Consider the following 13,264-nt stretch of genomic DNA (forward strand, 5'->3'; position numbering starts at 1 on the left):
AAACAATTATTAATTTTCTAGAAAATCGTTCAAAAAATACTATTTTAATATTTTATTTAAGTTCTAACGCAGCCATCATTTTATTAGAAATATCAACATGATGCTGTAAAGTAGAAAACTGCTTAGTGACGCCTTCTGGACCAAAAGCATAAACAGGGACTGGTGCTGCTGTATGCGTACCAGTTCCCCACACAACATTTTGCTGACTCGCCACTGCGCGCGCTATTTTACCTGTAAAATCTTCACCACCGTATACGTAGAACTCTGAAAAATCATTAAAATAAGGAAGTGGTTTATCATCAGCCCCTACTTTATACGACTCATCAATTTTATCAGCTTGCTCTAATGTGACTGTATATGGTGTCAATTCTTCTATGGCTTTTTGCCACTGTACATCTGTGCTATTACTATAATCGGTATCGGCATTAACGGCTCCCATCACATCGAAGAATGTACCTTTTTGTTCGTATAAATTATCCAGAATATTTAAAGATCCAAAATTAAAATTAGGCTTGTAATCTCGATTATTCATACCATCTCCTGGGAGGGAAACCGGTTCAGGTTTATTGACGTTTGAATAACTGAATCCAAAGCTCCCCGTTTCATGATCTGCGGTCACCACCACTAATGTGTCATTACGATCTTTGACCCACTCATGCACAGCTTCAACGGCTTCATCAAACTTTAAAAGCTCATTAAGCATCCAGCCAGCATCGTTTGCATGCCCAGCCCAATCTATTTGCCCACCTTCAATCATTAAGAAAAATCCATCTTCATCTTTAGATAAAATATCCAATGCTTTAACGGTCATTTCTTTTAATGATGGCTGAGTACAACTGTTATTTGCCTGACATGCTTTATATGCAATGCCATCATCCATACCTGAATTTGCAAATAAGCCCAATAACTTATCTGCATCACTATTTTGCAACTGTGCTTTGTCAAAAGCCAATGCGTACCCATATTGCTCTTTCGCAGCTAATACAATATTTTTATCATCATTGCGTTTCGACTTTTTGTATACGCTCGCTGGCATCCCCAAATCAGCAAGTACTTTTTGATCTGCTTCATCTGTTTTAATATCTGATGGAATAAAGACTCGTGCTCCGCCCGATAATAAGACATCAACCATACCGGTATTTACGAGTTGTTCAGCAATCTCAGGTTCCATAGAACGATGTGGTTGGTGCGCAGCAAATGCAGCTGGCGTAGCATGAGTAATACGTGTATCTGAGACCAAGCCTGTTGCTTTACCCGCTTTTTTCGCTTTTTCTAAAATAGTTTCTACAATGTTACCTTGCTCATCAAGACCGATCATTTCAGAGCCAGCAGCCATACCCGTTGCCAATTGTGTCGCAGAACATGCCGAGTCTGTCACTAACATGCCATTTTCCCCATGCGGAGCATTTAATGAAAGCCCCATGTGCCCTGCGTCTGCTAATTTGGATAAAGCCGTTTGATTTCCACGAGCGTTATAAGTCGAATTTGGCGCTCGGCGAGCATACTCTTCCAGTAAACCAACTTGCTGTGCACCCATGCCGTCACCAATCATTAAAATTACATTTTTCACTGACGTTACTGGTGTGGGGGCAACTTCTTTTATAACCTCTTTTTCTACTTCTTTGATCACTTCAACCGTTTTAGTATCATCGTTGCATGCAGTGAGTAAAACAGCAGAGACTGCTAATGTTATTAGTTTCTTTTTCATGGTCTTCCCGTAACGTATGAGCAAATTAGTTTTATGCAATTAAAAATCGATGCTCATTTTAGGGACGTATAATGACTTTTTTATTTCATTTACATGACGTTTTGAGTAGTTACTCCAATCATTTAAAACTCAACGAAACCGGCCGAGTAGATATACCGTGTACGAAAATACTCAGTAAAACACTGTAGATGGCGACTTCAGTAATTAGTGCTCCTTCCTCTCCTGTCATTACTGATAACAACATTAGGGTAAAAACCACCGTTGCCAACCCTTTAGGACCAAACCACGCTAACGTGAGCCGTTCATGTATGGTAGTATCACTGTGCAGCAAGCTCAGCATTACTGGAAGTACCCTGACCACTGAAATTGCTAACACAGCAAACACCATCGCATCAACATTGACCCCATTGCTCAACAGTGAAGTGCATACAACACCAAATAACGTCCATATTAATAATGTCGCAAAATCGGCTAAATGCTCACTCTCTTCAATCAATTGATCTTTCACCTCGTCATCATAAAAGCGGTCAAATAGCAAACCACTTACAAAAGCGGCAATAAAGCCACTACCATGTAATGCTTGTGCCAGTGAAAAAACAAGTAATGCAACACCAACAAACAAAAAAGGACTTGTCGTCGTCGCAAAAAAATGGTGATGCTTGGCCTTTTTTATAAGCAAAATTGAAAGCCACGTCACCGTGATTGCGATCACACAAGCTATGCTTAACTCTCTGAAAAACAACCAAGATAGCGTTGATAATTCGGCACTCTCATAATTTACAAAAATTCCCAACATAAATAAAAAAAGCGGTACACATAATCCATCATTTAAGCCACTTTCTACGTTAGTCGCTTCCCTTAACCTTATTGGCACCCGCTTTTCTATCAAAAATCCTTTACACAAAGCAGCATCGGTAGGCGCAATGATCACGGCCAGTAAAGTGGCTCCAACCCAAGTGATCGGTAATAACCAATAAGCAAATATAGCCCCAAAAAGCACTGTTAAAGGCAGCCCAATCAGTAATAATCGTAACGGCAATTGATAGGACTCATAAAGTATACGCAATCGTGTCTTTGCAGCGTCACTAAAAAGAACCACTGCCAATGTAACTTCAACGATAGGTAAAACTATCGAGGCGTCTAACAGAGTAGAAGTGCCTTCATAAGGAAGTAATAATGCGAGTAATGCACCAAATGACACAAACAATATGGGGGCGGTGACTTCCGCCTTGGCAAGCTGCCGGACACTAATGGAATATATAAACAGAACAAGGCCTATGCTGGCCAAAACATAATAAATCATCATTATCCTTATCAAGTAGTTTATTATTACTATCAATGAATAATGATGATAAGCAAGTTAAATCACCTTATTTTATCGCTGCGTCACACTATATTAAGTACGTTTCACTGGCGGTTATGACGTCTTAGGTTTGGGCGCCGAAAAACGTCGACGTTTAGGCTTGGCATTGGTCGGATTATCAATTGCAGCTTTTACGTGTGACTTTGCTGAGCTTCCTCCATTTCCACGTGGTTTATGCTTGCTTTGTCCTTGCTTCGCTTTATTTGATGGACTTTGCCCTTGAACTTGATCACTGTGGGTTTTCGGTTTCTTTGCCTTTTTAGGTTTCACTGAGCGTGTATCCAATGCTTTTTCAGGAACAGGGTGTTGCGGTAAAAAGCCATCTTCTTCAGCTCTTGGGATCAAAGCGCCAATAAAACGTTCAATGCCATACAGATCCGCAGCGTCATCAGCCGTTACAAATGAAATTGCTTGACCATCACTTCCAGCTCGGCCAGTACGCCCTATACGATGAACATAATCCTCATAAATATTTGGTAAGTCATAATTAACCACATAAGGCAGTTCTGCAATATCTAATCCGCGCGCGACGATATCTGTTGCCACAAGCACATTGACTTCGCCTGTTTTAAACCCATTGAGTGCTTTTACGCGTGCTGATTGAGATTTATTACCATGAATTGCAGCTCCAGTTATTTTATCTCGCTCTAACTGCGTGACTAATCGGTTTGCACCATGCTTAGTACGACAAAACACCAATACTTGCTGCCATTTATTGGTTCTAATTAGGTGGCTCAATAGCCTAGTTTTCTGGGGCTTATCTACGGCATATGCAAACTGAGTCACAGTCTTCGAGGCTGCATTTTTTGGTGTCACGGATATTTCAATTGGCGATACAATCAGCCCTTTGGCTAACTCACGAATTGGATCTGAAAATGTCGCTGAAAATAATAAGTTCTGCCGCGTTTTCGGTAATACCTTAATAATACGTTTAATATCATGAATAAAGCCCATATCAAGCATACGATCGGCTTCATCCAGCACCAATGTACGTAATTGATTGAACTTAACAGCATTTTGGCTATAGAGATCAAGTAACCTCCCAGGCGTAGCGATGAGAATATCCACGCCTTTACGCAATTGAATCATCTGAGGGTTTATTTTCACCCCACCATATACAACCGCAGAACGTAAGCGTGTTCCTTGGCTATATGCTTCCACGTTTTCGGCTATTTGCAAAGCCAACTCTCGTGTTGGAGCTAACACTAACGCCAATGCTTGATTAGCACGTGGACGGTCTTCTTTTAACAATTGTTCGATAAGCGGTAACGTAAAAGCAGCTGTTTTACCTGTACCTGTTTGTGCCGCAGCCATTACATCTTGCCCTGACAAAACCGCAGGGATCCCTTTAGCTTGAATCGCTGTTGGTGTTGTATAGCCTTTATCTGTAATACTTTGAACAATTGATGGTGACAAACCCAAATCTGAAAACGTCATTTAAACTCTCATGTGTTGGGGCTTATCTTCAACAAATAGATAAGAAAACCACAGCGGCATAAGCCCTAACAAATGAAAGAAATGTGACATCTGCTAAGCCGACTGCACTTACACAGGCTGTTGAATATCTTGATGCTGTTGTAAGAAAATCAAGTATAACAGATCGCTACCTATTCCCCTATTTTCTGCCATATTTATTAACCTCTTTAGACTAAATAGATAGTTTGGTTACAACAATACAATTGATCAACATTTAGCTTACATATATGCTGAACTTTGCTTTTGAGCAAAAAAAACACAACTGTAAAGGAAAATTAAGATGAAATTTAACACCAACAAGGTGCTACATAGTGCAGTAATAGGGCTATGCTCCTTACCCTTTTATTCATTTGCTTATGATTGCCAAGGTATTGAACCATGGTCGAGTAATAATACCTATGTCGCAGACAACTTTGTCACTCAAAATAACACCGCATATAAAGCCAAGTGGTGGACACAAGCTGAATCTCCAGCAGACAATTCCACCCCATATGCAGTGTGGCAAGATTTAGGGGCATGTGGAGGTAATCAAGCGCCAGAAGTTACCCTGCTCTCACCCGCTGATGATTCAACTTTACCCATAAATGACAGCGCTGTTTTTAGTGCGCAAGCAACTGATCCTGATGGTACAGTCACACAGGTTGAGTTTTTCGTAAGTGGTCTATCAGCTGGTATTGATACACAAGCGCCATTTCAAGTTATCTGGCAGACACAAGCAGGACAGTATCAAGTAACCGCAGTGGCCACAGATAATGTAGGTGCAAATACCACCAGCACAGCTGCAACATTAACAGTCTCTGATGGTATGCCCAATGTCAGCCCGACAATTGAATTAACTGCACCGCTCAATAACGCACAATATAGGCAAGGTGAGCAAGTGAAAATTGCAGCTTCCGCAGCCGACTCCGATGGCCAAGTAACGAATGTAACTTTCTGGGTCAATGATACATTACTTGCAACAGATGACAGTGCGCCGTATGAAACACTTTGGAATGCAACCGTAGGCAATCAACAAATTAAAGCGATTGTTAAAGATAATAAAAATGCCACGGCATCTGCGATTGCCACTATTTCGGTATCACAGCCAGGATCAGGTGGATGTGCAAACATTCCAAACTATCAAGCAAGTGGCAATTATAGTACAGGCGATGTGGTAGCACACAATAACAACAAATATCGCTGTGATATTGGGCCTTGGTGTAGCTCTGACGCTCTATGGGCTTATGAACCAGGTGTTGGTCAAGCATGGACTGACGCTTGGACAGACCAAGGTATTTGTGCAATTAAACCGATCATAACCTTTAATTCACCAGCGGCAAACAGCACCTTATTAAAAGGCCGTAATTATGATATCGCAGTGGCGGCATCTGATGCTGATGGTCAAGTCAGTCAAGTGGATATTTATGCTGGTAATGGTTTGCTCGCGAGTTTAACGCAAGCACCATATCAGGTTAATTGGGTACCTCAACAATTGGGAGCCATCCAGCTTAAAGCGACTGCGACCGATGATGAAGGCAATCAAACAACGAACTCTCAAGTCGTTACCATAACAGACAAACCAATCGTCAGCTCAATTACCTCCCCAGTTGCAGGAAGCCAGCTAGCCTTAGGTAGTTCAACGCAATTGACCGCTGATGCATCTGCATTAGTAGGACAAGTAACACAAGTCCGCTTTGCGGTAGATGGGGTTTTGGTCGCTACTGACACCACAGCTCCGTACTCTACACAATACACTCCAGCGAGTTTAGGTAATAAAACCATTACGGCCATTGCTCAAGATAATCTAGGAAACCAAGCAACTAGTGAAGGTATTAGTGTTAAAGTGATTGACACGCCCATAGCTAAAACGCACAAGCTAATTGGTTACTGGCATAACTTTGTTAATCCAGCTGGCTGTCCATTGCCACTCGATCAAATCTCACCTGCATGGGATATCATTGATATTGCATTTGCCGACAATGATCGTAACTCAAACGGTACGGTTCATTTCAACTTATTTGAAAAAGACATTCACTCTAACTGCCCAGCAATTGACCCTGTGAAGTTCAAACAAGATATGCAAGCACTTCAGGCACAAGGAAAAGTGTTTGTATTAAGCCTTGGAGGTGCAGAAGGTACTATCACATTAAATACCGACAGTGATGAAGTGAACTTTGTATCAAGTCTTACCGCGATTATCAATGAATGGGGATTTGACGGCTTAGACATTGATCTTGAAAGTGGTTCGAATCTCATGCACGGTACGCAAATTCAAGCTAGGTTACCTCGTGCATTAAAAGAAATTGAGCAAAACATTGGCGGGGATATGGTCCTTACCATGGCACCAGAGCACCCCTATGTTCACGGTGGTATGGTTGCATATACCGGTATATGGGGCGCTTACATTCCACTGATAAATGAACTTCGCGACACATTGGATTTACTTCATGTACAACTGTACAACAATGGCGGGTTACCAAATCCATATCAACCTGGCAGTGCACCAGAAGGCTCCGTTAATATGATGGTTGCACATGCTAAAATGTTACTTGAAGGGTTTGAATTAGCCAACGGTACACGCTTTGCGCCACTGCGTGATGACCAAGTTGCGATTGGTCTTCCATCTGGTCCTCAATCTGCAAACTCAGGACAAGCCCCCATAGGTAACATTATTGCTGCATTAGACTGCCTAGTTAAAGGCATTAATTGCTCTACCATTGTACCAGCTAAAAATGCCCCGAACTTTGGCGGCGTAATGACTTGGTCTATTAACTGGGACAAATTTGACGGTTATAACTTCTCAAAACCCATTGGGGACAAATTAACCAGTTTAAATCAAGGAAAGTAATACACTAACACCTCTTAAGACAGAGCTACACAAAAATACCCGCTCTGTCTTACGCCACAACCAAACTGGGTCTTGACTCAAATCATGGTGTCGTGTTATTTACCCCTACATCAAATTAATCTCGAATGTAATGAGGTAGCATCATGCATATCCACGGCTTTGTAGAATATACATGGCAAGACGATATACTGTGCTTAAATGTATCAGGCCCTTTTAATATGAAAGGCGTAACTGAAGCATTTGAACAACTGAAAACAACCGTCAATAGCGCACAACATGAGCAATGGTATCGTATTGAAGAACTTGATCCTGAAACGCTAGGCTGTTTGGAGGTTATGAAGGTTATTCGAGATTCATATCTCTGGTCATTAGAGCATGGATGTTTGTTTATTGCGGTTGTGTGTAGTCATAGTGTACAAATGAACTTGCTAGAAAGTTTTATTGAAAGAACGAATTTACCTATTAAAGGTTTTTTTTGCGCAAAAGCAGCCAGGCTCGCAATTGAAGCGCTTAGAAATAAACCATAAAATAAATGAAGTAGACACAAAAATATAGGCATGATCACTAACCACCTATTTTTTCTAACCTGCTCAATCAATTAACCACTGAATAAATAATGCCCAGATTACCCATTTTACGATCAGCTGGCAATACCTTCATCCGTTGTGTAACGATACTTGGTATTTTCTAATATAATATGTAAACATGCGCCGCCGTGATCTGGACTTAGCATTTTCACCTCTCCTTTTAGCTTTTGGGTAACTAGGTTATACACAATACTTAGCCCTAACCCTGTCCCTCCATCATGTCGCTTAGTGGTAATAAATGGCTCAAAAATAACTGAGATCAACTCTTTATCAATACCATTACCATCATCTTTAAAATACACGTGAACAAAATCATTAACTACCATTGCTGAAACAAGGATAGTTAGCGGCCTACTCGGCACCTTGGCATGGCTAATACTATTATTAATACAATAACTTAAAATTTGACAAAACGTCGCTGGGTAACTATCCAAAACCAAATTGTCTGGTATTTCGACTTCAACCGAATACTCTTCTGGGAATAACTCCGATTGATAACAATCAAACACCCCTGTTACAAGTGTCTTCAAATTAAATTCGTCGAGATTATCATATTGTTGATGTACGGCGACTTTTTTAAAATCATCGATTAAAGAAGCGGTTCTTAATAGATTATTCTCTAGAAGAAATAAAGCCGATTCAGCTTCAGTTATCAACTTTGTCAGTGCCTGCTTTTGTAATAGGCCTGACTCTAAATCAGCTTTGATCACTTGAACTTGCTCCTTTAAGTGGGATTGACTTGTAATTGCAATGCCCAATGGAGTATTTAGTTCATGGGCAAAGCCACTAACCATATTACCCAAACTTGCTATTTTAGCTTCCTCAATAAGTCGAGTCTGAGCCGCACTTAAACGAGATAGTAGTGTTTCAATGAAGGCAAACAAACCATCTAACTGGTGACCTATTTGTGCAATTTCATCATCACCAAACAGATCTGCTCTTAGCGAAAAATCCTCATCTTTCGTTACCCGTTGTAATACTTTGTTGATTTTTAATATATGTTTTGAGACTCGATTATTGAGATAGTTCAGTAATATCAAACATCCGATACTGATTAAAATTATTCCTATAAGCGCACTAAAAACGAGAGATAGCTTATTATCATGGCGCATCTTAGATAAGCTTTCGTTTAAAATCTTACTATGGGTTTTTACTGCTTGAATATTTTCATACATTTTGGCCCTTAGCCCCTGCTTATGGGTTAAGCCTTGTTGCTGTATTAATGAAACATATTCTAGAAAACCGTGTTGATATTTCGCTAAATACTGTAAATAAAACCCTGCTTGTTTCGCAAATGATGCTTCTATCAACTCTGTAGCTCTCTCAAAGTGTTGTTGATGTAACGTTAGGTAATGTGGTTTGAATCGCAGTAAGTAATCTTTCTCAGCACGCCTTAATTCCAAAATTAAAATTTCCAACTGAGGAAGCGACTCTTGGGTAGCAATAGATTGCAGTCGATGTGCATGGTATCGAAACTCCCCATAAACCCCCTCAGTTTCATTGTAACCGAGCTTAGTTTGAGACTGTTCAAATAGACCAAGTACATGGCGAAATTTTTTTATTTTTTCATCAATTTTACTCAATTGATTCACATGCTCGGGCTCGTCAAGAATGAGTGTCAATAGGTGATTAAATTGATCTTGATAACTTAAAAATAAAGGTGCTATGGCTTGTGCCAAATGCACTTCTCTTTCAACCACATAACGTTCTTGATGTTCAATTAAGCGATTAATTGAACCTTCAAAATCGCTAAGAGCTCTCTCAAGTTTAATACCATTCGTTACTTCTGTGTATAAAAACCAACTTACAATACACACAACCAAAGTACTTATAAACGCAGCCCCTTTAAACAATAACACTGAATGTCTTAACTGCACACAATTCACCTAGCTGCTATCACTGCACTAAGTTTAGCTCAGAAAAGGGACTGTGTCGTAAATACTAAACTATGATAAAAGTGAATTTAAAGATCATTTGACCTTTGAGGATTAAGACGCATGGTGTCAATGTGTTAGATTAATAATGATTATTACTGTAGAAGCGATAATTTTAGAAGTTGGTGAAAAACTTCAAATTTCAGGCAAGAAAAAACCCGCTGATAAATCAGCGGGCTATAAAAAGTGGTACCAGTGGGCGGACTTGAACCGCCACGCCCGAAGGCAACGGATTTTGAATCCGTCATGTCTACCAATTCCATCACACTGGCATAATTTTTCTTTCATCTTCTAAAACAAGAGAAAATAAAGAAAAACCACTTTGAGCTAAGGCTTTGTTTGTATGCCCTCGTCTCTATGCCATGCATTATACAAATATAACTCAGCCCGGCAAGCTGTTTTTTGCAATTTCATATCAACAGACTAACAAATGTACAAATAGTGTAATATTCACTCAGAAAGAACATGCTTATTACGCCTGTTTTTACCTAGTCAATAAACAGTTTACAAATTTCAATAGGCTTCGCCATTAGTAAACGCTTTGTGTAGAATAGTACTAGTTTTTATTTCTCTATAACACTGTGAGTATTGTCATGTCAGACTTCCCTAAAGCGGGTCTTCGTCGTCGTTTAGCGTCGTTAATGTATGATGGCCTTGTAGTCATCGCATTTGCTATGTTAACGACCATCGTTTATTTAATCATTATACAGAGCTTCATCTCGGCTGGCATACTCCAACTCGGAGAACATGAAGACGTATCGGCCTTCATTCAAAACTCAACACTACTTTATAGCCTGCGTGCAATCTTACTCGTACTCGTTAGTCTATTGTTTTTTAGTTACTTCTGGACCAAAAGTGGACAAACAATTGGTATGCGTGCATGGAGACTAAAGGTGCAAACACAGGACGGAGATCTGCTTTCATGGAAAACAGCAATGTTACGCAGCTTAACAGCGCTATTAGGATTAGGTAACTTATTTGTGTTAATTGACTTTAAGAAAAAGCGCGCATTACAAGATTTCCTATGCGGTACTGAAGTTATATTTTTAAGTAAAGAAGAAAATAAAAAAGTATACAATAGCTTAGATTAAGTAAAAAAGGCGCCTCGCGCCTTTTTTACTGCTTTCGTTGTAATAAGTAACTAGCAACTAAAACAAAAATAATACTAGGCATGGCTGCCCCAAGCATAGCCGGCACATTATAAACAATAACGATTGGACCAAATATTTCATTACTCAAATGAAATATTAACCCTGTCACAACCCCCATAATAATTCTTGCTCCCATACTCACTGAACGTAATGGACCAAAAATAAACGATAACGCCACAAGTAACATCACTGCTATAGTAAGCGGCTGCATAATTTTGCGCCAAAGCGCTAAATCATAGCTACTCGTATCTTGTTCATTTTGTTTTAAGTAAGACAAATATGACCATAAGCCACTAAACGATAATGATTCAGGCTCGACAGATACCACGTCTAATTTTTCAGATGTTAACTCTGAGGTATACAACATAGATTCTTTATACTCGGTATGAATCTGAGACTCCCCCATACTCACCTCTTCAATGCCATTAAATTGCCAACCTTGAGGTACGCTGGAGGCTTGTGCTACGCGTGTTATTTTTTCCAGTGCTAATGAGTCATTAAAGTGATAAATACTTACATTCTTAAGATCACCAGAAGCCTCTATATTATCAATACTAATAAAGTTATTACCATCTTTCGCCCAAACGCCTTTTTGAGCATTAAATACTTCACCACCGTATATTGCATTATTTCTAAGCTGCTTGGCCTGCTTTTCTGCTTGTGGAACCCCCCACTCACCGAGTGCCATCATGCATAAAGCCAACACAATAGCCGTTTTCATTACCGACCCTATAATTTGCAATCGTGACATACCGGCAGCTTGCATCACTACCAGTTCACTACTCGATGCCAATGCGCCCAACCCTATCAATCCACCAATTAATGCAGCCATCGGGAAAAAAACCACAATATCTGACGGCATACTATATAGTGTGTACAGTAATGCTGTTGTCATATCGTAGCTGCCGCGACCCACCGACCTCAATTGCTCTATATATTTAATTAAAGTGTTAATACCAACAAATACCAGCAATGCAAAGCTGGTAGTCTGTAATATGCTTCGCCCTAAATACCAATCTAAAGTTTTCATTATGCTGTCTGCTCCTTACTAGCAAACAGTGATCTAATCCAAACTCCCATTGGACGCCCTTTCACAATTAAATAGGTGCCTATAAATAGTGCACTTAAGTGGATCCACCAGAGGCCCACCGTAGCCGGTATTTTCCCTTCAGCAACCAGAAATTTACCTGCATTTAATAGTATGAAATACCCTAAATATAAACAAATTGCAGGTACTAATTTGGCGAACTTGCCTTGGCGAGGGTTTACAACACTCAATGGCACAGCCATTAAAGTTAACAATATAATTGAAATGGGTACCGATAAACGTAATTGAAACTGTGCCAATGCTGCTGGCGTACCCATTTCCAACAATGTTAACGATGGAATCGCTTCCAATTTTCGGCGTTGATGTTCAATTTCTTGTTCACGTATTTGCACTTGGTAACTGGCAAATTCAGTTTTACTTAACGCCTGACTGAGACCATCAGTTTCATAGCGTTTGCCTTGATCTAATAACAACTGCTGTTCACCAGATTCCTGCTCAATCACTTGCCCTTTTTGAGCGTACACTATTCGTGCAGCTTGATTCGAGTCTTTATCCGGCATTTGAGCAACGAAAACTTTATTCAACTCCCGCCCTTGATCAATAATATTGTGAACAAAGACAACCGCTTTTTCATTACCCGTTTGCTGAAAACGCCCAGCCCTCAATGCTGATAAGCCTGATTCAGCATCCGCTTGCTCTTTTAATTGATATTCTTTTTCACTGGCCCATGGCGCCAAGTATAAACTCACAGAACCTGCAAATAACGCAAACACCACACTTGAAATAAGCGTAATCCTTACAACGTACCACTCACTGACGCCACACGCCCGCAGCACCGTCATTTCACTGTCGGCATACACTCGGCTATACGCTAAAATAATGCCAAGAAATAAACTCAGTGGTAAAATATACACTGCCAATTGTGGTAATTTTAATAGTAAAAACGCAGCCACCATTTGCGAGGGTAACCCCCCTTCTGACGCATCCCCTAAAATTCTCACAAACTTTTGAGATACAAAAATGGTCATTAATGTGAGGAACACCGCAACTTGCGATTTCAGCACCTCAGCAGTTAAATAACGAAATATTAGCAATGCCTGCCCCTATAAACGTCTTGTTTCACTGGAATAGTAGGAAATTTTGAGTAAACTGGTTATTTTAGTCACTTTA

The 13,264-nt window shown here is 40.1% G+C and carries 9 protein-coding genes and 1 tRNA gene; 3 read left to right on the top strand and 7 right to left on the bottom strand.

Annotation, left to right across the window (positions count from 1 at the left end; genetic code table 11):
• Positions 1-52 precede the first annotated feature (52 nt).
• The 3 genes from PAUR_RS15005 to PAUR_RS15015 form a co-directional block, all read right to left on the bottom strand.
• Positions 53-1,708: an alkaline phosphatase gene (locus PAUR_RS15005; protein WP_192508480.1), complete on the bottom strand. Its 1,656-nt coding sequence runs from the start codon at positions 1,706-1,708 to the stop codon at positions 53-55.
• Between the two features lie 118 nt (positions 1,709-1,826).
• Positions 1,827-3,011 (bottom strand): cation:proton antiporter, encoded by a 1,185-nt coding sequence (locus tag PAUR_RS15010; RefSeq protein ID WP_192508598.1) that lies wholly within the window; start codon positions 3,009-3,011, stop codon positions 1,827-1,829.
• A gap of 114 nt (positions 3,012-3,125) precedes the next feature.
• Entirely contained in the window at positions 3,126-4,508 is a 1,383-nt protein-coding gene (locus PAUR_RS15015; protein ID WP_192508481.1) for a DEAD/DEAH box helicase, read from the bottom strand.
• Positions 4,509-4,827: 319 nt separating this feature from the next.
• Here PAUR_RS15015 and PAUR_RS15020 point away from each other — a divergent pair, with 319 nt between their 5' ends.
• Positions 4,828-7,374: an Ig-like domain-containing protein gene (locus tag PAUR_RS15020; RefSeq protein WP_192508482.1), complete on the top strand. Its 2,547-nt coding sequence runs from the start codon at positions 4,828-4,830 to the stop codon at positions 7,372-7,374.
• A 143-nt stretch (positions 7,375-7,517) separates the two neighbouring features.
• Positions 7,518-7,901, top strand: coding sequence for a hypothetical protein (locus PAUR_RS15025; protein ID WP_192508483.1), 384 nt, complete (start codon positions 7,518-7,520; stop codon positions 7,899-7,901).
• Positions 7,902-8,014: 113 nt separating this feature from the next.
• On the opposite strand, the gene PAUR_RS15030 is transcribed toward PAUR_RS15025, so the two are convergent.
• Both PAUR_RS15030 and PAUR_RS15035 read right to left on the bottom strand, forming a co-directional pair.
• On the bottom strand, positions 8,015-9,838 hold the full coding sequence (locus PAUR_RS15030) for an ATP-binding protein (protein WP_192508484.1): 1,824 nt from the start codon (positions 9,836-9,838) through the stop codon (positions 8,015-8,017).
• 244 nt (positions 9,839-10,082) lie between these two features.
• Positions 10,083-10,167 (bottom strand) — tRNA-Leu (locus PAUR_RS15035).
• Positions 10,168-10,488: 321 nt separating this feature from the next.
• Here PAUR_RS15035 and PAUR_RS15040 point away from each other — a divergent pair.
• The gene (locus tag PAUR_RS15040) at positions 10,489-10,986 is read left to right on the top strand and encodes an RDD family protein (protein ID WP_192508485.1); all 498 of its coding nucleotides are present in this window, start codon (positions 10,489-10,491) and stop codon (positions 10,984-10,986) included.
• Positions 10,987-11,011: 25 nt separating this feature from the next.
• Here the strand turns inward: PAUR_RS15040 and lptG are convergent, their stop codons facing one another.
• Complete coding sequence (lptG, locus tag PAUR_RS15045) at positions 11,012-12,079, bottom strand: LPS export ABC transporter permease LptG (protein ID WP_192508599.1); 1,068 nt, start codon at positions 12,077-12,079, stop codon at positions 11,012-11,014.
• The gene (lptF, locus tag PAUR_RS15050; protein WP_192508486.1) at positions 12,076-13,188 is read right to left on the bottom strand and encodes an LPS export ABC transporter permease LptF; all 1,113 of its coding nucleotides are present in this window, start codon (positions 13,186-13,188) and stop codon (positions 12,076-12,078) included. The genes lptG and lptF overlap by 4 nt, the downstream gene beginning before the upstream one ends.
• Positions 13,189-13,264: the final 76 nt, after the last annotated feature.

This window comes from Pseudoalteromonas aurantia 208, assembly GCF_014858725.1.
In the GTDB taxonomy this organism is placed as follows: domain Bacteria; phylum Pseudomonadota; class Gammaproteobacteria; order Enterobacterales; family Alteromonadaceae; genus Pseudoalteromonas; species Pseudoalteromonas aurantia.